The following is a 23,189-nucleotide window of genomic DNA, read 5'->3' as shown; positions in this document are numbered from 1 at the left end:
CAAGCCTTCATTACGCACGGTAATGATCCAAAATGCGGCAGTCTGTGCGATATGTGAATCTGGTCGCGGCCCTGGCCCCTAGTCCCCCTCAAGGAGGCATCACCATGGCCAAGCACAAGAACCGTCATAAGCACGACAGTCAGCAGGACCGCTCGTCCGCCGCGGAGCGCGGCAGCCAGGACGCCCGGTCCAGCTCGTACGAGTCGCAGAGTGAGTCCCAGCAGTCGATGCCGCAGGGCAGCCCGTCAGATGTCGCACGTAAGCACCAGAAGCGCTTCGGCCACAACTGATCTTCGCCGTAATGATGTTCGAGGGGCGCGCCGTGCACAGCGCGCCCCTCAAGCGGTCCCCGGTCCGGGCCGGTGTCAGCCCGCCAGACAGGACGGGCCCAGCAGCACCTTCAGATCGCCGAAGAGCGCCGGGTCGGGCTGCACCCGGTGCCGGTCGAGCCGGAGCACCGTGGTCTTGCGGGAGCCCTGAAGCTTGATCCGTACCTCGGAGTTGCCCCGGTGGTGGGAGAGGATCTCGCCGAGCCTGCTGACCATCGGCGGGGTGACCTTCACGGTGGGGATGGTGATCGTCACCGGGGCGTTGGTCCCGGCGGACGACAGGTCGGGGACCTGGAGTTCCATCGCGACCAGCCGCGGGATGTCCTCGCGCTTGTCGAGACGGCCCTTGACGAACACCACGGTGTCCTCGACCAGCTGGGTCGACACCAACTGGTAGGTGGCCGGGAAGAACATGCACTCGATGGTGCCCGCGAGGTCCTCGACGGTCGCGATGGCCCAGGCGTTGCCCTGCTTGGTCATCTTGCGCTGGAGGCCGGAGATGATGCCGCCGATGGTGACCACCGCGCCATCCGAGTGCTCCCCGCCGGTGAGCGCGGCGATGGCGGCGTCGCTCTTGTCCGAGAGCACATGCTCCAGACCGAAGAGCGGGTGGTCGGAGACGTAGAGACCGAGCATCTCCCGCTCCTGCGCGAGCAGATACGACTTCTCCCACTCGATGTCGGAGAACTCCACGTCGAGCCCGAAGCCCGGCTCGGAGCTGTCCTCCTCGCCGCCGCCGAAGAGGTCGAACTGCCCCTCAGCCTCCTTGCGCTTGACCGCGACCACGTTGTCGATCATCGGCTCGAAGTGCGCGGTGAGGCCCTTGCGGGTGTGTCCCATCTCGTCGAATGCGCCCGCCTTGATGAGCGATTCGGTGGTGCGCTTGTTGCAGGCCACGGCCTCGACCTTGTCGAGGTAGTCGGGGAAGGAGCTGTACTTCCCCTTGGCCTTGCGGGAGCGGATGATCGACTCCACCACGTTCGTACCGACGTTGCGGACCGCGGAGAGGCCGAAGAGGATCACGTCGTCGCCCTGGGCGGCGAAGTTGGACTCGGACTCGTTCACATTGGGCGGCAGCACCTTGATGCCCATGCGGCGGCACTCGTTGAGGTAGATCGCCGACTTGTCCTTGTCGTCGCGCACCGAGGTGAGCAGCGCCGCCATGTACTCGGCCGGGTAGTTGGCCTTGAGGTAGGCGGTCCAGTAGGTGACCAGGCCGTACGCGGAGGAGTGCGCCTTGTTGAACGCGTATCCGGCGAACGGCACCAGGACGTCCCAGAGCGCCTTGATCGCCGCGTCCGAGAAGCCCTGCTTCTTGGCTCCAGCCTCGAACAGCACGAAGTTCTTCGCGAGTTCGTCGGCCTTCTTCTTGCCCATCACGCGGCGCAGGATGTCGGCCTCGCCGAGCGAGTAGCCGGCGACGATCTGGGCGGCCTTCTGCACCTGCTCCTGGTACACGATCAGGCCGTAGGTGAGGCCGAGGACCTCCTTGAGAGGCTCCTCCAGCTCCGGGTGGATCGGGGTGATCTCCTGGCGGTTGTTCTTGCGCTCCGCGTAGTTCGTGTGCGAGTTCATGCCCATCGGGCCCGGCCGGTACAGGGCCGAGACGGCGGAAATGTCCTCGAAGTTGTCGGGCTGCATCTGGCGCAGCAGGGAGCGCATCGGGCCGCCGTCGAACTGGAACACCCCGAGTGTGTCGCCCCGGCAGAGCAGTTCGAAGGTCTTGGCGTCGTCCAGCGGGAGGGACAGCATCTCCAGGTCGACGCCCTTGTTGGCCTTCACCATCTTGACGGCGTCGTCCATGATCGTCAGGTTGCGCAGGCCCAGGAAGTCCATCTTCAGCAGGCCGAGCGACTCGCACTGCGGGTAGTCCCACTGCGTGATGGTGACGTTGTCCGTGTGCCTGACCCAGACCGGGGCGTGGTCGACGATGGGCTCGCTGGACATGATCACGCCGGCCGCGTGCACACCCATCTGCCGGACCAGGCCCTCGACGCCGGTGGCGGTGTCGATGACCTTCTTGACGTCCGGTTCGTTCTCGTACATCCCCCGGATCTCGCCCGCCTCGCTGTAACGGGGGTGCTTGGGGTCGGTGATGCCGCTGAGGTCGATCCCCTTGCCGAGGACGTCGGCGGGCATCGCCTTGGTGAGGCGGTCACCCATCGCGTACGGGTAGCCGAGGACGCGCGCGGAATCCTTGATCGCGTTCTTGGCCTTGATCTTTCCGTAGGTGCCGATCATGGCGACCTTGTCGGCGCCGTACTTCTCGGTCACGTACCGGATCACCTCGACGCGCCTGCGCTCGTCGAAGTCGATGTCGACATCGGGCATGGAGACGCGCTCGGGGTTGAGGAACCGCTCGAAGATCAGCCCGTGCGTGATCGGGTCGAGGTCGGTGATGCCCATGGCGTACGACACGATCGAACCGGCCGCCGAGCCACGGCCGGGGCCGACCGCGATGCCGTTGTTCTTGGCCCACATGATGAAGTCGGCCACGACGAGGAAGTACCCCGGGAACCCCATCTGGATGATGATGTCCATCTCGTACGCCGCCTGCTTCTGGCGGTCCTCGGGGACACCTCCCGGGTACCGGCGCTCCATGCCGACCCGGACCTCTTCCTGGAACCAGGTGATCTCGGTGTAGCCGTCCGGGATGTCGAACTTCGGCATCAGGTCGCGCTTTTCGAACATGCCGCTGGTGTCGATCTGCTCGGCGACCAGGAGGGTGTTGGCGCACCCCTGCTGCCAGGCGTCCGACGAGTCGATGGCGTACATCTCGTCGGTCGTCTTGAGGTAGTAGCCGGTCCCGTCGAAGCGGAAGCGGTCCGGGTCCGAGAGGTTCTTGCCGGTCTGGATGCAGAGCAGGGCGTCGTGCGCGCTCGCCTCGTGCGCGTAGGTGTAGTGCGAGTCGTTCGTCACCAGCGGCGGGATGCCGAGCTTCTGGCCGATCTCCACCAGGCCGTCGCGGACCCGGCGTTCGATCTCGATGCCGTGGTCCATCAGCTCCAGGAAGTACCGGCCCTCACCGAAGATGTCCTTGTAGTCGGACGCCGCCTGCATCGCCTCGTCGAACTGCCCGAGCCGCAGCCGGGTCTGCACCTCGCCCGACGGGCAGCCGGTGGACGCGATCAGGCCCTCGGACCACTGGGAGATCGTCTCCTTGTCCATGCGCGGCCACTTCTGCAGCCAGCCCTCGGCGTACGCGTCGGACGACAGCTTGAAGAGGTTGTGCAGGCCCGTGCTGTTCGCCGCCCAGATCGTCTTGTGCGTGTAACCACCCGAACCGGACACATCGTCCCGCTTCTGATGCGGCTGGCCCCACTTGACCTTGCGCTTGTTCCGCCGGGACTCCGGGGCGACGTACGCCTCGATGCCGATGATCGGCGTCACGCCCGCCTTCTTCGCCGAATGGAAGAAGTCGTACGCCCCGTGGAGGTTGCCGTGGTCGGACATGGCGATGTGCGACATGCCCATCTCGTTGCAGGCCTCGAACATGTCCTTGAGCCGCGCGGCACCGTCCAGCATGGAGTACTGCGTGTGGACGTGAAGGTGCGTGAAAGGCGGCTTGGTCACGGGGATGCCTCCTGCGGGACGAGTGAGGGAACAGCGTTGGAGTCTACGTCGGCCCACCGACAGCCGCGGGGCACTCCCGGGTGGCTCCGTGCGTTGAGCCCGTTGGAACAGCTGTCCCTTATGTGATGCACCTGGAGGCACCCGCGATGTCGGTCCCGCAGCCCAGCTCCGAGGAGCGCGGCGAGCAGATTCTCGCCGTTTTCGGCACCGCGTTCGGCGAGCTCCTGGCCGCCGATCCGGCTGCCTTCCGGGTCAAGTTCCGGAAGATGGCGGCCTCGGCCTTCGCCTTCTACCGGGGTGCGGCCTGCCTCTTCTACGAGGACCTGGGCGAGAGCACGGAGGGCGGTCCGTATCTGGACGAGCGGACCGGCCGGGTCTGGGTGCACGGCGATCTGCACGCGGAGAACTTCGGCACCTATCTGGACGCCAACGGCCGGCTGATCTTCAATGTGAACGACTTCGACGAGGCCTATGTGGGCCCCTTCACCTGGGACGTCCAGCGCTTCGCGGCCTCGCTCGCCCTGCTCGGCCACGCCAAGGCGCTCAGCGACGACCAGATCACCGGTCTCGTGGAGACCTATGCCGTCGCCTACCGCGAGCGCATCCGGGTCCTGGCGTCCGGCGCCCAGGACGACGACGTACCCCCGTTCACGCTGGACACCGCGGAGGGGCCGCTGCTCGGCGCGCTGCGCGCGGCCAGGTCGCGCACCAGGTTCGCGCTCCTCGGCTCGATGACGGAGATCCGCGACCACGAGCGCCGCTTCACCGCCGACAGCAGTGCGGTCGAGCTCGACGCCGCGACGCGGTACAAGATCCTCGCCGCCTTCGACGGCTATCTGGAGACGCTGCCCGAGGAGAGCCTGGGCCGCCCCGACTCGTACCGGGTGAAGGACGTCGTGGGCCGCAGGGGCATCGGGATCGGCTCGGCCGGGCTGCCCTCGTACAACATTCTCCTGGAGGGCCACAGCGACGCCCTGGAGAACGACGTGATCATCTACATGAAGCAGGGGCAGACCCCGGCGGTCTCCCGGCACATCACGGACCCGGCGGTCCGCGGGTACTTCCGGCACGAGGGCCATCGCACGGTGATCTCGCAGCGCGCCCTGCAGGCACACGCCGACCCGTGGCTCGGCTGGACGGAGCTGGACGGGGCCGGGCAGCTGGTGGCGGAGGTCTCGCCGTACGCGGTGGATCTCGACTGGTCGGACCTGGACGACCCCGAGGAGATCGCGGCGGTCGTCGCCGACCTCGGCCGGGCCACGGCCACCATGCACGCGGCGGCGGACGACGAGAGCGGCCACTCACTGGTGCCGTTCTCGACGGAGCGCGCCATCGACGCGGCCATCGCTGCCGACGAGGACGGCTTCGCCAAGATGCTGGTGGACTTCGCGCACACGTACGGGGCCCAGACCCGCCGTGACCACGCGATATTCGTGGAATTGTTCCGTAATGGGCAGATTCCTGGTCTCTAGTCTCAGGAACCTTTAAGGGTCTCTTACCTGCGCCCATGGCACACTCGGGGCCGATGGACATATCAGGGACGCAGCTCAGAGCGGTTCGCGCGGCGCTTTTCACAGCGCTGGTCGTGACCCTCTCCGCTGCGTCCCATGTGCTCCTCTCGCAGGTCCCGCTGCCGCCGGTCACCGTGGCGGCACTCGCCGCCGCCGTCTTCACCGTGGCCTTCGCGCTGGCCGGCCGCGAGCGGGGTTTCGGGGCGATCGCGGGTGTGCTCATTCCGCTCGAACTCGCCGCCGACACCGTCTTCACCACCGGCCAGCATGTCTGTTACGGCCCGTCGGGCGGCCCCGTCGCGGGCGCCCTGCGCTCGGTCGGGGTCGACGTGCTCTGCGGCGGCCAGGTCGGCACCCCGCTGGCCTCCGTGACCGGCCCCGGCAAGGACGCGGTGGCGCTGCTCGACTCACCGGCCCCGGCACTGCCCTGGCTGCTGCTCGGCGCGCATGTCGCCGTCGGGCTGCTGGCCGCGCTCTGGCTGCGGCGCGGCGAGAGCGCGCTGGCATCGGTGGCCCGCTCGGTCGGCGCCCTCGCCTTCCGGCCGCTGCTCGTCGCGGTGGCCGTCGTCGGAGCGGCCTGCACCTCCGTGCGGAACGGGGCGCTCCCCGCACACCGCCCGCGCACCTCGCGCACCCTGCTCCTCGTGCACTCCGTGGGACTGCGCGGACCTCCGTACCCGGCCGCTGTCCTGAGCTGAAGTACGCAGTTCCGTCCTGCCCCGACCACGTCCCCCACGGAGAACCCCACCATGAGTGCACGCAACAACCAGACCAACAAGGCAGCGGCCCGCGAGCGGCTGCGCGCCGAGCGCGAGCGCCAGGCGAAGAAGGACAAGACCCGCCGGCAGATCGTCGTCGCCGGGTCCATCGTCGTCGTCCTCGCGATCGCCGCGGGCGTCGGTTACGGCGTCATGCAGCTGAACAAGCCCTCCGGCTGGGAGGCCGCGAAGAGCGCCAAGGTCGTCGCGCCGAAGAACACCACGGGCACGGACGGCACCACGGTCACCGTCGGCAAGGCGTCCGCCAAGAAGACGCTGCAGATGTACGAGGACCCGCGCTGCCCGATCTGCGCGACGTTCGACCAGACGGTCGGGTCGACGGTCCAGAAGGACCTCGACGCGGGCAAGTTCAAGATCCAGTACATCGGTGCCACGTTCATCGACAACAACGGCGGCGAGGGCTCGAAGAACGGTCTGAGCGCTCTGGGCGCCGCGCTCAACGTGAGTCCCACCGCCTTCGAGCACTACAAGACCGCGATGTACTCGGCGAAGTGGCACCCCGACGAGACCACGGACACGTTCAAGGACGACTCGTATCTCATCAAGATCGCGCAGACCGTGCCCGAGCTGAAGGACAACAAGGCCTTCCAGAAGGCCGTCAACGACGGCACCTATGACGCGTGGGCGATGAAGATGTCCGCGAAGTTCGACAAGAGCGGGGTCCAGGGCACGCCCACCCTCAAGATGGACGGCAAGAAGCTGACCACCCCCGGCAGTGACAACGCGCCCATGACCGTCGCCGACTTCAACACCGCGCTGGACAAGGCCCTCAAGGCCTGATCCGAACGGAAAGCCTAGAGCGTTTCGAGGAAGCCGAGCGCGACCCGCCAGGTCCGCTCGGCTGCCTCGGCGTCGTAGTCGGGCAGCCCGGGGTCGGTGTAGAGGTGGCCCGCGCCCGCGTAGCGGTGCACCTCCACATCGGCCCCGGTCCGCTGCATCCGCAGATACCAGGCGTTCAGCCAGTCGTGCGGCTCGAACGGGTCGGGGTCGGCGACATGCAGCTGTACGGGCAGCTCGTCCACCGACGCGTCGTCGGCGATGTCCGACGTACCGTGCAGAAGCAGCAGCCCGCGGGCCTTCTCGTCGGCGATGGCCAGATTCTGCGCGAGGGAGCCGCCGAGTGAGAACCCGGCGTAGACGAGGCCCTCGTCCGAGTGGGGAGCGGCGGCTGTCACAGCGCGCTTCAGCAGCTCTTCGGAGCCGATTTCCTCCTGGAAGGCCATGCCTTCCTCGACGGTCTCAAAAGTCTTACCGTCGAAAAGATCGGGCACCCACACCTGATGACCGGCCGCACGCAGCCGGTCGGCCGCCGCGTGGACGGCAGGCCGCAACCCGTACGTCGAATGGAAAAGGATGATGTTCACGTGGCCATGGTGCCAGCTTCGGCCGGAAGCATGGAGACCGTCCTGCGTCCCCTGATCGTCATCGGCGGCTCGGTGCTGCTGACGCTCGCGGTGGGCTGGCTGGTCGACCGCGCGCTCAAGCGAACCGACGCACGCCATCACGAGACCCCGCTCTGGGGACTGCTGCGGCGCTGCCGGGTGCCGCTGCAGTCGGTGCTGATCACCGGGCTGCTGCGCGGCAGTTACCAGCAGGTGCGGCTGAAGGCGGTGGAGCACCACGCCACCGGGATCGGGCAGGTCCTCACCCTGGTCCTGATCGGCTTCACGTCCTGGCTGGCCCTGCGGATCGCCACGGCCATCGTCGACTCCTCGTACGCCCGCTACGCGGCGACCACCCGCGACCCGGCCAGGCTCCGCCGGGTCCGTACCCAGGTCACTCTCATCCAGCGGGTGGTGACGGCGATCGTCGGGACGGTGGCCGCGTCGGCGATGCTGCTGACCTTCCCCGCGATGCGTACCGCGGGGACCTCGCTGCTGGCCTCCGCCGGACTCCTCGGCATCGTCGCCGGTGTCGCCGCCCAGTCCACTCTGGGCAACCTGTTCGCCGGGCTGCAGATCGCCTTCGGCGACATGGTCCGCATCGGGGACACGGTGGTCGTGGACGGCGAGTGGGGCACCGTCGAGGAGATCACGCTGACCTTCCTCGCGGTGCGCACCTGGGACGAGCGCCGGATCACCATGCCGGTGTCGTACTTCACCAGCAAGCCCTTCGAGAACTGGTCGCGCGGCGGTGCGCAGATGTCCGGCACGGTCTTCTTCCAGCTCGACCACTCGACGCCGGTCCCGCAGATGCGCGAGAAGCTGCGGGAGATCCTGCGCGAGATCCCGTCCTGGGACGGCAGGAACTGGTCGCTGGCCGTCACGGACACCACCGCGAGCACCATCCAGGTGCGGGCCGTGGTCACCGCGAAGGACTCGGACGACATCTGGACCGTGCGCTGCGCCGTACGGGAGCAGCTGATCGCCTGGCTGCGCGACGAGCACCCGTACGCCCTGCCGAAGATCTCGACCGCACCGGCCGAGCTCGCGAAGAACCACTGGGGGCCGGATCTGTTCAAGCACGACCCCACTCCCAGGACCGGCCGGGGCTGAGGACCGGCGCCGAGCACCGGGGCTGAGCACCGGGGCTGAGCACCGGGGCTGACGGCCGAAGCCGCAGAGGAGCGGCGCGCGCTACCGCAGGCTGCGCACGTCCAGGTGGCGCAGCACCCGGTCGACGATCTCCGGGTCCGCGCCGGGCTCGTTGCGCGCGGAGAGCACTTCGTGGCGGGCCGCCGACATCATCTCCCGCTGGATCCGCTGGGTGGTCCTGACCCGTTCGGCCCGCTTCAGATACGCGGCGTGCCGCTCCTCGTCGACCATGTCGGGGCTGATCCTGACGCCGATCTCGAAAGCGCCGCGGGCCAGCCGTTCCATGACCTCCTCGGGCAGCTCCTCGACGTCCTGGATCTCCTTGAGCCGGTGTCTGGCAGCTTTGGCAGCCCGTACCGCCAGGCTCCGTTCGAGTTCGCGCTCGGCGCCGGCGTCCGCGCGGACCCCCAGTTTCTTCACCAGCCAGGGCAGCGTCAGCCCTTGGAAGACCAGGGTGACCATGACCACGGCGAAGGCGATGAAGACGATCTCGCTGCGCGCCGGGAAGGGGCTGCCGTCGTCCTTGGTCATCGGGATGGCGAGGGCCAGCGCGACCGAGGCGACGCCGCGCATCCCGGCCCACCACATGACGATGGTCTCGCGCCAGCTGGTGGGGATGTCCTCGTCGTAGTCCCGCAGGGTGTGCAGTCTCTTCGCCAGCCAGGTGGCGGGCAGCAGATACACCAGGCGCAGCGCGACGACCACTCCCACGGCTGCCGCGCCCCAGCCGACCATCTCGCCCAGATGCCCGTTCGCGGTGCCGAAGACCACATGCAGTTCGAGCCCGATGAGGCCGAAGGTCACCCCGGTGACGAGGGTGTCGACGATCTCCCAGAAGGCGTTGCCCTCCAGCCGGCCGCGTACGTCGTCGGCGTCGGCGGTGTGTTCGGCGAGGAACAGTGCGGAGGTGAGCACGGCCAGCACGCCCGAGCCCATCAGCTCCTCGGCCAGTACATAGCTGAGGAAGGGCACCAGCAGGGTCAGGCCGATCTGCAGGGTGGTGTCGCCCAGCAGCCCCATCAGCTTGTTGGTGAGCCAGCCGAGGGCGAGGCCCACCACCACGGCCACCACGGCGGAGAGCACCAACTGGCCTGCCGCGACCGGCCAGGAGAAGGTTCCGGTGACGGCGGCCGCGATCGCCACGTGGTAGAGCACGATCGCCGTCACGTCGTTGAACAGCCCTTCGCCCTCCAGGATCGAGACGAGCCGGCGGGGCAGCCCGAGCGACCCGGCGACAGCAGTCGCCGCCACCGGGTCGGGCGGCGCCACCAGCGCACCCAGCGCGACGGCCGCGGCGATCGGCAGACCCGGCACCATCGCGCTCGCGACGGCGGCCACCGCGGCCGTCGTCACGAAGACCAGCGCCACGGCGAGCAGCAGGATCGGCCGGAAGTTGGCGGTGAACTGCCGCCAGGAGGTGCGCTGTACGGCCGCGTACAGCAGCGGCGGCAGCACCAGCGGAAGGATGAAGCCCGAGGGGATGCTGACGTTCGGCACGAAGGGCAGCAGGGCGAGGCAGATCCCGCCGAGCGTCATCAGGACCGGGGCCGGCAGTCCGAGCCGCTCACCGATCGGTACGGAGACCACCGCCCCGATCAACAGCAGGAGCAGCAGTGCCAATTGGTCCACGAGGTGCCCTCCGGGGCTGTTGGAGTCTCCGCCGGCATCGCTGCCGAAACCTTGACGATCAGTGGCTCAAGCGTGCCATGCAATACGTGCGTATCAGCCCAATAGCCCCAGTCGTTCCGGCTCCACCTTCGTCACACTCCGACTTTCATCCGATGTATATGGTGCGCGAGGTCTTCCCGTCCGGTTGAGGCGCGGGCACTATGCAGGGTGCATGGATTCAGGGACGAGAACTGTCGACACATACCTGACTGGAGCTCATATGCCCTCCGCGCATCAACCGCCGTCCAGGAGAGCAGTCCTGGGCACCGCGGCGGCGACGGGTGCGGGCGCGCTGCTCAGCCTCGGCGCCGCCCCGCACGCGTACGCCTCCACCGCACCGGCCCGGCCGCCCGCCCGCTCCCCGGGGAGGCGGCTGCCCTTCCTCATGGACATGGTCCAGGCGAACCCGGGCGAGCCGATGACCGAGTCCCGCTACAACGACCCGCGCACCCTTGCCTCGTACGGATATGACGGCCAGGTCATCAACGAGTTCCGCCCGCCGCACACCGGAGTCACCTTCGACACCGTGGACGATCGGATCTTTCCGGCGGGGTCCGAGGCGCGTGCCTGGGTCGAGGAGAACGCCAGGGGCATCGACGAGCACATCCGGCGCTCGCACGCCGCGGGGATCGACTCGTACTTCTTCACCGACATCATCGTGCTGCCGAAACGGCTGGTCGAGCTGTACGGCGACGAGGTCCTGGACGACCAGGGCCGGATCAGCCTGCACCGCCCGCGCACCCTGGAGATCCACCGGCTGATGCTCCGTGAGGTCTTCGCCCGCTTCCCCGGCATCGACGGTCTGGTCATCCGGACCGGTGAGACCTATCTGCAGAACGTGCCGTACCACACGGGCAACAACCCGATCACCGAAGGGAAGGACAGCCACCACCTGCTGATCGGCCTGCTCCGCGACGAGGTGTGCGTCCGCGCGGGGAAGCGGCTCTTCTACCGCACCTGGTCCACCGGCGGCGACCCCCTCACCAACGACCCGGCGTTCTACCGCACCGTCACGGACGCGATCGAGCCGCACCGGAACCTGCTGTTCTCGGTGAAGCACACGGCGGTCGACTTCTGGCGGACCGTCGCCTTCAACCCGACGCTCGGCATCGGGAACCACCGGCAGATCGCCGAAGTGGAGTGCGCCCGCGAGTACGAGGCGAAGGGCGCCTGCCCGGACTACATCGGTGACGGCGTCATCAACGGCTTCGAGGAGTACGACGGTCTGCCCGGCCCGCAGGGTCTCGCGGATCTCGCCGGCAACCCGCTGTTCGCCGGGGTGTGGACCTGGTCCCGCGGCGGTGGCTGGCGCGGCCCGTACATCACCAACGAGCTCTGGTGCGACCTGAACATGTGGGTGATGGCCCGCTGGACCCGTGACACCGGGCTCGGCGAGGCGGGCGCCTTCCGTGCGTACGCCCACCGAGCCGGGCTCTCCGGCAGCGCCGTCGACGGCTTCCACCGGCTGGCGCTGCTCTCGGCGGCCGGCACCCTGCGCGGCCACTACAGCGCGCTCACCCAGGTCAAGCGGCTGACCTGGACCCGCGACCAGTACCTCGGCGGCTCCGACAAGGACCTCACCGACGACTACCGGGCCATCGTCGCCGCGGGCAGCGTCGAGCGGATCCTGGCGGAGAAGGCGCAGGCGGCCCGGATCTGGCAGGAGATCAGCACGCTCTCCGGCCGGATCCCGCTGCGCGACCGGGCCGACCGCGAGTTCCTGCGCGTCTCCTCCGGCTACGGCCTGCATCTGTACTCGGTCATCCACCACGGCTGGCAGGTGATGCTGCGCGCCTACGCGGGCGAGCGGAGCCGGCTGATGGCCGCCCATCTGCGGGCGTACGACAGCGCCTGGGCCTCCTGGCAGCGGCTCGCCGACCACGAGCCGTCCTGCGCCACGCTCTACCAGCCGCTGGGCTTCGGCCAGAAGGACGCGAACGGGGTGTACGGCGCCGACCCCGACCACGGCATGGGCCCGTCCGTCGACGCCTGCCGGAAGCTGCTCGCCTCATGAGCCACCGGGCCCCGCTCACCGGCCCCGTACGGCCCGACCCCGTATCGAACAGGAGCCACCACCGTGCCTGACCTCTCCCGCAGACACTTCGCCGGTACGGCGGCGGGCGCGACCGCCGCCCTCTGGCTGGCCGGGTCCCGCACCGCCTGGGCTTCCCCGGCCGACGGCCGGCCCGGGCCCCACGGCCCCGACGTGTACGAACGGACGGCCCGCGCCGCCGCCATGAAGTGGCGGCGGCTGCCCACCGGCTGGCAGGACGCCCCGTTCCTCGCCAACGGCTACCTCGGCGCGCAGCTCTACCGGGGCGCGTCCGCGAACACCCTGAAGCTGATGATCAGCCACACCCAGGTGCAGGACCAGCGCGGCCAGTGGCGCGGCGGCACGGGCTACTCCCGGCTGCCCGTCGGGTACTTCACGCTCACCCTGGCCGGGGAGATCACCTCGGTCGACTGGACGCTCGATCCGTACGACGCCGAGCTGCGCGGCACGCTCACCACCGCCCGCGGCTCCCTCACCTTCTCCGCGCTGGTCCAGAACGACTCGGGCGCGCTGCTGGTCTCGACCCGGCCGAGCGCGGGCGAGGAGTCCGCCGCCTGGTCCTTCCAGTGGCTCCAGGCCGCCAGTACCCGGCTCATCGACAAGCCGGCCGACTACACACCCAATCCGGACCCGCGAGTCGGTGCCGGCTTCGTCGAGCAGCCGCTGCTGGCGGGCGGCGGCTGGACGACGGCCTGGCGGGAGCAGCGCGAGGGGACGGGGCGGCTGCTGGCCGCGCAGTTGGTCTACCGCTTCCCGGGCGATGTGCGGCAGGCGACCGCGGACGCCGTGGCGGCGGTGGACCGCGCGCTGGCCACCGGTCCCGACCCGCTGGTCGCCCGGCACCGCGAGTGGTGGCACGCCTACTACCGGCGCAGCTTCCTCTCCGTACCGGACAAACGGCTCCAGGCGTTCTACGTCCTCCAGCTCTACAAACTGGCCTCGACCACCCGCGCCCAGGGCCCGACCCTGTCCGAGTGGGGGCCCTGGTACCCGGAAGTCGGCAACAGCTGGACCGCGGTGTGGTGGAACCTCAACGTCCAGATCGGGATGCCCGCGGTCAACGGCGCCAACCACCCCGAACTGGACTCGGTGACCCAGGCGTTCCGCCGTTTCGAGAAGAACCTGCCGACGTCCGTACCGGCCGCCTACCGCGACGGCCGGAACTACGCGCTCGGCCACCCGTCCGACTGGCAGCTGCGGGCGGGCGACACCTACGACGTCGGTGTTCCGGGTTCCGACCACATCTCCGACAACTTCGGCAACCTGACCTGGGCGCTGCACAACGTCTGGCTCTCGTACCGGCACTCGATGGACCTCGCCACCCTGCGCGACGTGGTGTATCCGATCCTCGCGAAGGCCATCAACTTCTACGCCAACTTCCTGCACGAGGGCGGCGACGGCAAGCTGCACCTGCTGACCACCCGCTCCCCCGAGTACGCCAACGCGGCGGACTGCACCTACGACCTCTCGCTGATCCGCTGGGGCGTCCGTACGCTCATCGATTCGGCCCGGCTGCTGCGCGTCGACGACCCCCGGGCCCGGCAGTGGCGGGACATCGCGGCGCGGCTCACCCCGTACGCCGAGGACCCGGCGGACGGGGTGATGATCGGCAAGGACGTGCCGCTGGCGGACTCGCACCGCCACCACTCCCATCTGCTCTGGCTCTATCCGCTGCGCGAGAGGAAGTGGGACCGGCAGGGCGACCGGGACGTGATGCGGCGCTCGCTGGCCCACTGGACGAGCATGCAGAGCGCCTGGCACGGCTACAGCTATGCCACCTCGTCGTCCATGTACTCCGTGATGGGCGAGCCGGAGAAGGCGCTGGACCAGCTGACCTTCTTCACCGACGGGAACACCGTCGCCGACTGCCAGTTGACGCCCAACACCATGTACCGCGAGGGCAAGAATCTCGCACTCGAATCCCCGCTGGCAGCGGTCCAGTCGATGCTGGACATGGCGGTGCAGGGCGACGGCGGGGTGCTCAAGGTGTTCCCCTCGGTGTCGGAGCGGTGGGCGGACGCGTCGATCGCCTCCCTGCGCACCGAGGGCGCCTTCCTGGTGGACGCGGACCGCGCGGGCGGCGCCACCCGCTGGATACGGATCCGGAGCGAGGCCGGCGAACCGCTCACGCTCGACCACGGGATCTCCGGCGCGGTGGACGTACGGGACGAGCACGGGCGTCCGCTGTCCTGGCACGGGACGGGTCCCGGCCGGATCGCGGTGCGGCTGCCGCGCGGCGCGACGGCCGTGGTCACCCCGCGCGGCGCCCACGCGTCCCGGGGGCCCAGGGACGTACCGGCGAACGGTCCGGCCGAGCCGTGGGGGCTGCCGTCCTGACCGGCCCGCGCCGCGCCCGGTCCTGACAAATCCCCTGCTGGCTGTCCGCGCCGGCAGGGGATTGTCAGGGGACGGCGGGGATTGTCAGCGGACGGCGCTGTCCCCGACAGCGCGGCGCATCGCCCGGTGCGGGATGCCCGCGTCCGGGAACTCGGGTCCGTACGCCACGTACCCCAGGCGCTCGTAGAAACCCAGCGCATGGGTCTGCGCGTGCAGATCCACCGCGGTCAGCCCGCGCTCACGGGCCGCGTCCTCGATCGCCCGGACCAGCGCGACGCCCACGCCCCTGCCCCGCGCGGCAGCGGCGACGGCGAGCCGGCCGAGCGAGCCGACGCCCGGCTCGTCCACCCCGCGTCCGGGTCCGGCGGCGGGCAGCAGCAGCCGCCCGGTCCCCAGCGGCCCGTCCGCGTCGGCGGCCAGCAGATGCACGGTGCCCGCGCCGAGGGCGTCGTACGCGTCGTACTCCAGCTCGGGCGGCACGCCCTGCTCGGTCACGAAGACGTCCCTGCGGACGGCGAAGCAGGCGTCGAGACCGGCCTTGTCGGCCACCACGCGCACCTCGTACCCGCTGGTCACCGCTGCTCGCTCTCCGCCCGGATCGCCTCCAGCGCGTTCCGCAGGTCCTCCGGGTACTCGCTCCGGAACTGGACCCACTGCCCGTCCGACGGGTGCTCGAAGCCCAGGCTCATCGCGTGGAGCCACTGCCGCGTCAGGCCGAGCCGCTTCGCCATGGTAGGGTCGGCGCCGTAGGTGATGTCACCGACGCAGGGGTGGCGGTGGGCCGACATGTGCACCCGGATCTGGTGCGTACGCCCGGTCTCCAGCTTGATGTCGAGCAGCGAGGCCGCCCGGAACGCCTCGATCAGGTCGTAGTGCGTGACGGACGGCTTGCCCTCGGCCGTCACGGCCCACTTGTAGTCGTGGTTGGGGTGGCGCCCGATGGGGGCGTCGATCGTCCCGCTCATCGGGTCGGGGTGGCCCTGCACCAGCGCGTGGTAGCGCTTGTCCACCGTGCGCTCCCGGAACTGCTGCTTGAGCAGCGTGTACGCGCGCTCCGACTTGGCCACCACCATCAGCCCGGACGTACCCACGTCCAGCCGGTGCACGATGCCCTGGCGCTCCGCCGCCCCCGAAGTGGAGATGCGGTACCCGGCAGCGGCGAGACCGCCGATCACGGTGGTGCCGGTCCAGCCGGGGCTGGGGTGGGCGGCGACACCGACGGGCTTGAGGATCACCACGATGTCGTCGTCGTCATGGACGATCTCCATGCCCTCGACGGGCTCGGCGACGATCTGCACGGGGGCCGCGGTCGCGGGCATCTCGACCTCCAGCCAGGCGCCGCCCCTGACCCGCTCGGACTTCCCGACCACTGACCCGTCGACCTGGACCTTTCCCGAGGCGGCGAGGTCGGCCGCCTTGGTACGGGAAAACCCGAACATACGGGAGATGGCGGCGTCGACGCGCTCGCCCTCCAGGCCATCGGGAACGGGCAGGGTGCGGATCTCGGGAACGGTACTCACCCGTCGAGTATGCCTTGCCCGGAGGACCGGCCGGTCCGTCAGTCCTTGTGGACGGTTCCGTCGGGGTCGAGGCCCTTGAACGAAAGCAGCACGATCAGGATGCCGCCGCAGACGATCGCGGAGTCGGCGAGGTTGAACACCGCGAAGTGCGCGGGCCTGATGAAGTCGACGACTTCGCCCTGGAAGACGCTGGGCGAGCGGAAGATCCGGTCGGTCAGATTGCCCAGCGCGCCACCGAGCAGCAGGCCGAGCGCGACCGCCCAGGGCGCGCTGTAGAGCTTCCGGGCCAGCCGGACGATGACCACGATCACGGACGCCGCGACAATGGTGAAGATCACGGTGTACGCCGATCCGAGCCCGAAGGCGGCACCCGCGTTCCGGATCGCGTCGAGCTGCAGCAGATCACCGATCACCTTGACGGGGGCGTGGTGCTCCAGCTTGGCCACCACGATCGTCTTGCTCACCACGTCGAGCAGATAGGCGAGGACGGCCACGGCGAAGAGCACCGGGAGCCTGCGCTTGCCCCGGGGCGGCTCGTCGGAGCTCTCCCGGTCAGCGGCCGGCCCGTCCGCGGCCGGGTCGTCGGCGACCGGCCCGTCAGCGGCCGGCTCGTCGGCGGACCGCGCGTCGGGGGCGGACCGCGTCCCGGGGGTGGCCACCGCGGTGGTCTCCTCCTCGGACGGCTGCTCCGGTGCGTCCCCTGCCGACTCGGGAATGTCCGGCGTACCGATGATGCGCTCCACCTCTGCCACGTGATTCCCTCGCCCTAGTACCTGACTGAGGACGAGGGTACGACACACCGCCCCCGAAACACCCGCGAGCTCTCAGGACCTGCGCTCCTGTTTCTGCTTGCACTCGACGCAGAGGGTGGCGCGCGGGAAGGCCTGCATCCGCGCCTTGCCGATCGGGTTGCCGCAGTTCTCGCAGAGCCCGTACGTCCCCGCGTCGAGCCGCTCCAGCGCCCGCTCGGTCTGCTCCAGCATCTCGCGGGCGTTCGCCGCGAGTGCCAGCTCGCTCTCCCGGGTGATGTTCTTGGTCCCGGTGTCGGCCTGGTCGTCACCCGCGCCCTCGCCGGAGTCCCGCATCAGCCCGGCGAGAGCCGTCTCCGCCGCCGCGATCTCGGCTCCCAGCCGCAGGTCCTCGCTCTGCAGCTCGGCCCGCGCGTCCGCGACCTCCTCCGGGGTCCAGGGGTCCTCACCTGGCCGTACGGGCAGCTCTCCCGGGGCCGCGGGCGCGGCGACTCCGGCCTTGGGCACGGCGGCGGGGGCGTGCCCGCCCGCCCCGCTCCCGCCAGTGCTCTTCTTCCCAACCACCGTCTTGGCTCCCGTCTGTTCCGCGGCCTCGGCCGCCCCCTGCGCCGCGGTCGCGGCCGTACTGGACGCGGCCTTCTTCGCGGCCGTCTTCTTCGCGGTCTTCTTGGCTGCGGTCTTCTTCGCGGGCGCCTTCTTGGCGGGCGCCCCCTTGGCTGCCTTCTTCGCCGCCGCGGCCTTCTTCGCGGTGGGTTTCCCGGCGACGGTCCCGTCCGCGGCGGCTCCGTGCTCGCCTGCCGCGTCCCCGGCCGTCGCCCCAGTGGATTCTGCGGACGCCGATCTCGATCCGGCGGTCTTCTTCGCCACCATGGCCGCGGCCCCTTCACATTTTGTGATCTTGCTCGCGAGTCTGCTGGGACGATAAATCGACACCAGTCCCGCGGCAACGGGGCACGCCGCCGGTTCAGCCCTCCTCACGTCCGGGACAAGCCGAGCCTGCAAGCGTTGTGCCCAGCTCCCCGCCCCGTAATCCGCCGACGGGGAGTCCCGGTATTCCGCAGGGCCCCGTGTGGCCATTCGGGTCAGCCCGGCGGCCGCGGGCGCCCGCGGGAAAACCGGTCGGAACCCGTACGGCCCGGCCCGTACACTGACCCCAGCGGAAGGCATGGACGGGACGAGTAGCGGCGCAAGCGGCCACGAGCGATCCGGGGACGGTGTGAGCCCGGAGGCAGGCACGGCGTGAAGATCACCCCTGAGCCGTCGGAAGAAAGCCCGTGTGCGAGTGGACGCGGCGAGTAGAACCGGCACCGCGACCCCAATGAGGGGGCCACGGCACGACAGCCGGGGCCAAGGAGGGTGGTACCGCGGGAGCGACTGGGCTCTCGTCCCTCCGACGGAGAGAGAAACGTCCGTTGGAGGAGTTCGATGACACCGCCCCTGTACCGCCAGGTGCCCGCCCAGGTCGACCTGCCCGCGCTCGAGCACGCCGTGCTCGACTTCTGGCGCGAGGCACAGGTCTTCTCGAAGAGTCTGGAGCAGTCCGAAGGACGCCCCGAGTGGGTGTTCTACGAAGGGCCGCCGACCGCCAACGGCATGCCGGGCGCGCACCACATCGAGGCCCGTGTCTTCAAGGACGTCTTCCCGCGCTTCCGCACGATGCGGGGCTACCACGTGCCGCGCAAGGCGGGCTGGGACTGCCACGGTCTGCCCGTCGAGCTGGCGGTCGAGAAGGAACTCGGCTTCACCGGCAAGCAGGACATCGAGGCGTACGGGATCGCCGCCTTCAACGACAAGTGCCGCGCCTCGGTCACCCGGCACACCGACGCCTTCGCCGCGCTGACCACCCGGATGGGCTACTGGGTCGACCTGGACAACGCGTACCGGACGATGGACCCGTCCTACGTCGAGAGCGTCTGGTGGTCGCTGAAGGAGATCTTCAACAAGGACCTGCTGGTCCAGGACCACCGCGTCGCCCCCTGGTGCCCGCGGTGCGGAACCGGCCTCTCGGACCACGAGCTGGCCCAGGGGTACGAGACGGTCGTCGACCCCTCCGTCTTCGTACGCTTCCCGCTCACCTCCGGGCCCCTCGCGGGCGAGGCCGCGCTGCTGGTCTGGACGACCACTCCCTGGACGCTGGTCTCCAACACGGCCGTCGCCGCGCACCCCGGCGTCAGCTATGTCGTGGCGACCGACGGCACGGAGAAGCTGGTCGTCGCGGAGCCGCTGCTCGAAAAGGCGCTCGGCGAGGGCTGGGAGACCACGGGCGAGCGTTTCACCGGCGCCGAGATGGAGCGCTGGACCTACCAGCGCCCGTTCACGCTGGTCGACTTCCCGGCCGAGGCGCACTACGTCGTCAACGCCGAGTACGTCACCACGGAGGACGGCACCGGACTCGTCCACCAGTCCCCCGCCTTCGGTGAGGACGACCTCAAGGTCTGCCGGTCGTACGGCCTGCCGGTCGTCAACCCGGTCCGCCCCGACGGCACGTTCGAGGACGACGTCCCGCTCGTCGGCGGTGTCTTCTTCAAGAAGGCCGACGAGACGCTGGTCGCCGACCTCCAGGCGCGCGGCGCGCTCTTCCGCCATGTCCCGTACGAGCACAGCTACCCGCACTGCTGGCGCTGCCACACCGCGCTCCTCTACTACGCGCAGCCGTCCTGGTACATCAGGACCACCGCGGTCAAGGACGCGATGCTCCGGGAGAACGAGAAGACCAACTGGTTCCCGGACTCGGTCAAGCAGGGCCGCTTCGGCGACTGGCTGAACAACAACGTCGACTGGGCGCTCTCCCGCAACCGTTACTGGGGCACCCCGCTGCCGATCTGGCGCTGCGAGGACGACCACCTCACGGTCATCGGTTCGCGCGCCGAACTGACCGACCTGACCGGCACCGACCAGTCGGAACTCGACCCGCACCGCCCGTACATCGACGCAGTCACCTTCCCGTGCCCGCAGTGCGAGAAGACCGCGACCCGGGTCCCGGAGGTCATCGACGCCTGGTACGACTCGGGTTCGATGCCGTTCGCGCAGTACGGCTACCCGTACCGGAACAAGGAGCTCTTCGAGCGGCGCTACCCGGCGCAGTTCATCTCCGAGGCCATCGACCAGACGCGCGGCTGGTTCTACACGCTCATGGCCATCGGCACGCTGGTCTTCGACAAGTCGAGTTACGAGAACGTCGTCTGCCTGGGCCACATCCTCGCCGAGGACGGCAGGAAGATGTCCAAGCACCTGGGCAACACCCTGGAGCCGATCCCGCTGATGGACCAGCACGGGGCGGACGCGGTGCGCTGGTTCATGGCGGCCGGCGGCTCCCCGTGGGCGGCCCGCCGTGTCGGCCACGGGACGATCCAGGAGGTGGTCCGCAAGACCCTCCTCACGTACTGGAACACGGTGGCCTTCCAGGCGCTGTACGCCCGTACGTCCGGCTGGGCCCCCTCGGCCTCCGACCCGGCACCGGGCGAGCGCACGGTCCTGGACCGCTGGCTGCTCAGCGAACTCAACGCGCTGGTGGACCAGGTGACCAAGTCGCTGGACGCGTACGACACCCAGCGGGCCGGCAAGCTCCTGTCCGCTTTCGTCGACGACCTGTCGAACTGGTACGTGCGCCGCTCGCGCCGGCGCTTCTGGCAGGGCGACGCGGCGGCGCTGCGCACCCTGCACGAGGTGATCGAGACGGTCACCGGGCTGATGGCCCCGCTCACCCCGTTCATCACCGAGCGGGTCTGGCAGGACATGGTCACCCCGGTCACCCCGGACGCCCCGGAGTCGGTACACCTCTCCAGCTGGCCGAAGGCGGACCTGGCGGCGGTCGACCCGCAGCTCTCGCAGCAGATGGCGCTGGTGCGCCGGCTGGTGGAGCTGGGCCGTGCGACGCGCGCCGAGTCGGGCGTCAAGACCCGCCAGCCGCTCTCCCGCGCGCTGGTCGCTGCGTCGGGGTTCGATGCACTGACACCCGAACTCCGCGCCCAGATCACCGAGGAGCTGAACGTCTCGTCCCTGGCCTCGCTCTCCGAGGTCGGCGGCTCGCTGGTGGACACCACGGCCAAGGCCAACTTCCGCGCGCTGGGCAAGCGTTTCGGCAAGGGCGTCCAGGCCGTGGCCAAGGCGGTGGCCGAGGCCGACGCGGCAGCGCTCTCGCTCGCGCTGCGCGAGGGCACCGCATCGGTGACGGTGGAAGGCGAGACCGTCACGCTCTCCCCCGACGAGGTGATCATCACCGAAACCCCCCGCGAGGGCTGGTCGGTGGCGTCCGACTCGGGCGCGACGGTGGCCCTGGATCTGGAGATCACCCCGGAGCTGCGCAGGGCGGGGCTGGCGCGCGACGCCATCCGCCTGATCCAGGAGGCACGCAAGAACAGCGGCCTTGACGTCGCGGACCGCATCGCGGTCCGCTGGTCCAGCACCGCCCCGGAAACCAGGGACGCCCTGACCGAACACGCGGGCCTGATCGCGGACGAGGTGCTGGCCCTGGACTACGCGGAGGGCGAGGGCGAGGCACCGTACGGCGCCCCGTTCACGGACGAGGGCCTCGCACTGACGTTCCGCCTCCACAAGACAGAGGCGTAACACCCGAACCACCCCCGATGGGCCCGGCCGGAACTCCCCGGCCGGGCCCGTCGAGCTCCCAGGACGAACTCCAGCCCCATTCCCAGCCCCTCCATGCCCGCCGCCGGCCCCATTCCAGCGCTTCCCGTGCCCACGGCGCCACAGGCGCAAGCCACCTGCACCCACCCTCACCCAGCCCGAAACCCCCCACTCCCGTACACAACACACAAAAGGGCCGGGCCCCAGGGAAAACCCCGGGGCCCGGCCCTCAGTCTGCCGACCGTCAAGCGCTCAACGCACTCACCGTCAGTTGTCGTCCTCGTCGATCAGGAACCCCCGCATGGGCGAAGGCGCCTGCTGCATCGGCTGCGGAGCCTGCGGCCGCACCGGTGCCATCGGCTGAGTCATAGCCGGCGACATCTGCTGCTGACCACCGTACGACGGGGCACCGCCCATCGACGGCTGGCCGGCCATGGACGGGTTGCCGCCCATGCCCTGCTGCGAGTGTCCCATCGCGCCCGCACCGGCCGAAGCCATCGAGGGCGACGGCGGCAGCGAAGCGGTCGCCGGGGTCCGCGGCGGAGCCAGCGAGTCGTCCGCCTGGGTCTCCAGCTGACGCAGCTGGCTCTCCAGGTAGGACTTCAGCCTGGTCCGGTACTCACGCTCGAAGCCACGCAGATCCTCGACCTTGCGCTCCAGCGTCGCGCGGGCGGACTCCAGGGAGCCCATCGCCACGCGGTGCTTCTCCTGAGCGTCCCGCTCCAGTGCGTCGGCCTTGGCGCGGGCATCCCGCTCCAGACCCTCGGCACGGCTCCGCGCCTCGCCGACGATCTTGTTGGCCTCGGAACGGGCCTCCGCGATCGCCTGGTCGGCCGTCTGCTGCGCGAGCGAGAGCACGCGGGCAGCGCTGTCGCCGCCGGGGCCCTGCTGCTGCATCTGCGGGGGACCGCCGTGGCCACCCATCGGACCGCCCATGGGGCCCTGGGCGAGCTGCCCCTGACCGCCCATCGGACCCTGCTGGCCCATGGGGCCCTGGCCCATCGGACCCTGCTGGCCCATGGGACCCGGGCCGAGCTGGCCCTGGCCGCCCATCGGGCCCTGCTGGCCCATGGGACCCGGACCGTGCTGGCCCTGCGGACCCGGGCCGTGCTGGCCCTGGGGACCGGGGCCGTGCTGACCCTGCGGACCCGGGCCGTGCTGACCCTGGGGACCGGGGCCGTGACCGCCAGGACCTGCAGGCAGCTGGGGCTGACCGCCCGGCAGTTGGGGCGGACCCATCTGCGGCTGCTGCTGGCCCTGCGGTGGACCGGATATGGCGGCGGGCACCGGAGCGTTGGGACCGCCGCGGCCGTCCTGCTGCTCGGGCGGCTTGCGCATGCCCTGCTGCTGATTCTGCGCGGCGGCACGCGTGGCGGCTGCCAGCTTGGCGCGCAGATCCTCGTTCTCGCGGAGCAATCGCGTCAGTTCGGCTTCGACCTCGTCGAGGAAGGCATCGACCTCGTCCTCGTCATAGCCTTCTCGGAGGCGGACGGTCGTGAACTGTTTGTTCCGCACGTCCTCGGGGGTCAGCGGCATCTCTTCTTCACCT

The 23,189-nt window shown here is 69.8% G+C and carries 16 protein-coding genes; 8 read left to right on the top strand and 8 right to left on the bottom strand.

The window, feature by feature from the left end:
• Positions 1 to 104 precede the first annotated feature (104 nt).
• A complete protein-coding gene (locus OG210_RS24625) occupies positions 105 to 290 on the top strand; it encodes a hypothetical protein (RefSeq protein WP_328325581.1) in 186 nt (61 codons plus the stop codon).
• Between the two features lie 75 nt (positions 291 to 365).
• On the opposite strand, the gene dnaE is transcribed toward OG210_RS24625, so the two are convergent.
• Positions 366 to 3,902: a DNA polymerase III subunit alpha gene (dnaE, locus tag OG210_RS24620; RefSeq protein WP_328325582.1), complete on the bottom strand. Its 3,537-nt coding sequence runs from the start codon at positions 3,900 to 3,902 to the stop codon at positions 366 to 368.
• A 146-nt stretch (positions 3,903 to 4,048) separates the two neighbouring features.
• Between dnaE and OG210_RS24615 the strand changes: the two genes are divergently transcribed.
• Genes OG210_RS24615 through OG210_RS24605 form a run of 3 tightly spaced genes read left to right on the top strand, consistent with a single transcriptional unit; the run spans position 4,049 to position 6,972 of the window.
• On the top strand, positions 4,049 to 5,374 hold the full coding sequence (locus tag OG210_RS24615; RefSeq protein WP_371540468.1) for a DUF2252 domain-containing protein: 1,326 nt from the start codon (positions 4,049 to 4,051) through the stop codon (positions 5,372 to 5,374).
• A gap of 53 nt (positions 5,375 to 5,427) precedes the next feature.
• Positions 5,428 to 6,111 (top strand): hypothetical protein, encoded by a 684-nt coding sequence (locus tag OG210_RS24610; RefSeq protein ID WP_371538699.1) that lies wholly within the window; start codon positions 5,428 to 5,430, stop codon positions 6,109 to 6,111.
• A gap of 51 nt (positions 6,112 to 6,162) precedes the next feature.
• Positions 6,163 to 6,972 carry a thioredoxin domain-containing protein gene (locus tag OG210_RS24605; RefSeq protein WP_328325584.1) on the top strand — a complete coding sequence of 270 codons (810 nt, stop codon included), beginning with the start codon at positions 6,163 to 6,165 and terminating at the stop codon, positions 6,970 to 6,972.
• Between the two features lie 14 nt (positions 6,973 to 6,986).
• Here OG210_RS24605 and OG210_RS24600 read toward each other — a convergent pair whose 3' ends face one another.
• Positions 6,987 to 7,556, bottom strand: a complete 570-nt coding sequence (locus OG210_RS24600; protein WP_328325585.1) for a dienelactone hydrolase family protein — start codon at positions 7,554 to 7,556, stop codon at positions 6,987 to 6,989.
• 30 nt (positions 7,557 to 7,586) lie between these two features.
• On the opposite strand from OG210_RS24600, the gene OG210_RS24595 reads away from it, so the two are divergent.
• Positions 7,587 to 8,687 (top strand): mechanosensitive ion channel domain-containing protein, encoded by a 1,101-nt coding sequence (locus tag OG210_RS24595; protein WP_328335380.1) that lies wholly within the window; start codon positions 7,587 to 7,589, stop codon positions 8,685 to 8,687.
• Positions 8,688 to 8,768: 81 nt separating this feature from the next.
• On the opposite strand, the gene OG210_RS24590 is transcribed toward OG210_RS24595, so the two are convergent.
• Positions 8,769 to 10,355 (bottom strand): Na+/H+ antiporter, encoded by a 1,587-nt coding sequence (locus tag OG210_RS24590; protein ID WP_328325586.1) that lies wholly within the window; start codon positions 10,353 to 10,355, stop codon positions 8,769 to 8,771.
• A 259-nt stretch (positions 10,356 to 10,614) separates the two neighbouring features.
• Here OG210_RS24590 and OG210_RS24585 point away from each other — a divergent pair, with 259 nt between their 5' ends.
• Both OG210_RS24585 and OG210_RS24580 read left to right on the top strand, forming a co-directional pair.
• On the top strand, positions 10,615 to 12,408 hold the full coding sequence (locus tag OG210_RS24585; protein WP_328325587.1) for a hypothetical protein: 1,794 nt from the start codon (positions 10,615 to 10,617) through the stop codon (positions 12,406 to 12,408).
• Positions 12,409 to 12,471: 63 nt separating this feature from the next.
• Positions 12,472 to 14,784 carry a hypothetical protein gene (locus tag OG210_RS24580; RefSeq protein ID WP_371538696.1) on the top strand — a complete coding sequence of 771 codons (2,313 nt, stop codon included), beginning with the start codon at positions 12,472 to 12,474 and terminating at the stop codon, positions 14,782 to 14,784.
• An 84-nt stretch (positions 14,785 to 14,868) separates the two neighbouring features.
• On the opposite strand, the gene OG210_RS24575 is transcribed toward OG210_RS24580, so the two are convergent.
• From OG210_RS24575 to OG210_RS24560, 4 genes are all read right to left on the bottom strand, one after another.
• A complete protein-coding gene (locus tag OG210_RS24575; protein ID WP_328325590.1) occupies positions 14,869 to 15,360 on the bottom strand; it encodes a GNAT family N-acetyltransferase in 492 nt (163 codons plus the stop codon).
• A complete protein-coding gene (locus OG210_RS24570; RefSeq protein ID WP_328325592.1) occupies positions 15,357 to 16,304 on the bottom strand; it encodes an RluA family pseudouridine synthase in 948 nt (315 codons plus the stop codon). Before OG210_RS24570 ends, OG210_RS24575 begins: the two co-directional genes overlap by 4 nt.
• A gap of 38 nt (positions 16,305 to 16,342) precedes the next feature.
• Positions 16,343 to 17,056, bottom strand: a complete 714-nt coding sequence (gene lspA, locus OG210_RS24565) for a signal peptidase II (RefSeq protein WP_328325594.1) — start codon at positions 17,054 to 17,056, stop codon at positions 16,343 to 16,345.
• Positions 17,057 to 17,128: 72 nt separating this feature from the next.
• Entirely contained in the window at positions 17,129 to 17,923 is a 795-nt protein-coding gene (locus OG210_RS24560) for a TraR/DksA family transcriptional regulator (protein WP_328325596.1), read from the bottom strand.
• A 555-nt stretch (positions 17,924 to 18,478) separates the two neighbouring features.
• Between OG210_RS24560 and ileS the strand changes: the two genes are divergently transcribed.
• On the top strand, positions 18,479 to 21,622 hold the full coding sequence (gene ileS / locus OG210_RS24555; protein WP_328325598.1) for an isoleucine--tRNA ligase: 3,144 nt from the start codon (positions 18,479 to 18,481) through the stop codon (positions 21,620 to 21,622).
• Between the two features lie 285 nt (positions 21,623 to 21,907).
• Here the strand turns inward: ileS and OG210_RS24550 are convergent, their stop codons facing one another.
• Positions 21,908 to 23,176: a DivIVA domain-containing protein gene (locus tag OG210_RS24550; protein ID WP_328325600.1), complete on the bottom strand. Its 1,269-nt coding sequence runs from the start codon at positions 23,174 to 23,176 to the stop codon at positions 21,908 to 21,910.
• Positions 23,177 to 23,189 lie beyond the last annotated feature (13 nt).

Origin of the sequence: Streptomyces sp. NBC_00466 (assembly GCF_041433995.1) — a bacterium.
Lineage (GTDB): Bacteria > Actinomycetota > Actinomycetes > Streptomycetales > Streptomycetaceae > Streptomyces.
Note: the sequence above shows the minus strand (reverse complement) of the source record. Positions and strands in the feature narration are given on the sequence as shown.

Bases quoted from the DNA above. Each gene is read 5' to 3' on its own strand.
- OG210_RS24550 (WP_328325600.1), bottom strand. From the start codon at position 23,176: ATGCCGCTGACCCCCGAGGACGTGCGGAACAAACAGTTCACGACCGTC.
- OG210_RS24605 (WP_328325584.1), top strand. From the start codon at position 6,163: ATGAGTGCACGCAACAACCAGACCAACAAGGCAGCGGCCCGCGAGCGG.
- OG210_RS24615 (WP_371540468.1), top strand. From the start codon at position 4,049: ATGTCGGTCCCGCAGCCCAGCTCCGAGGAGCGCGGCGAGCAGATTCTC.
- OG210_RS24560 (WP_328325596.1), bottom strand. From the start codon at position 17,923: ATGGTGGCGAAGAAGACCGCCGGATCGAGATCGGCGTCCGCAGAATCC.
- ileS (WP_328325598.1), top strand. From the start codon at position 18,479: ATGACACCGCCCCTGTACCGCCAGGTGCCCGCCCAGGTCGACCTGCCC.
- OG210_RS24625 (WP_328325581.1), top strand. From the start codon at position 105: ATGGCCAAGCACAAGAACCGTCATAAGCACGACAGTCAGCAGGACCGC.
- OG210_RS24595 (WP_328335380.1), top strand. From the start codon at position 7,587: ATGGAGACCGTCCTGCGTCCCCTGATCGTCATCGGCGGCTCGGTGCTG.
- OG210_RS24610 (WP_371538699.1), top strand. From the start codon at position 5,428: ATGGACATATCAGGGACGCAGCTCAGAGCGGTTCGCGCGGCGCTTTTC.
- OG210_RS24585 (WP_328325587.1), top strand. From the start codon at position 10,615: ATGCCCTCCGCGCATCAACCGCCGTCCAGGAGAGCAGTCCTGGGCACC.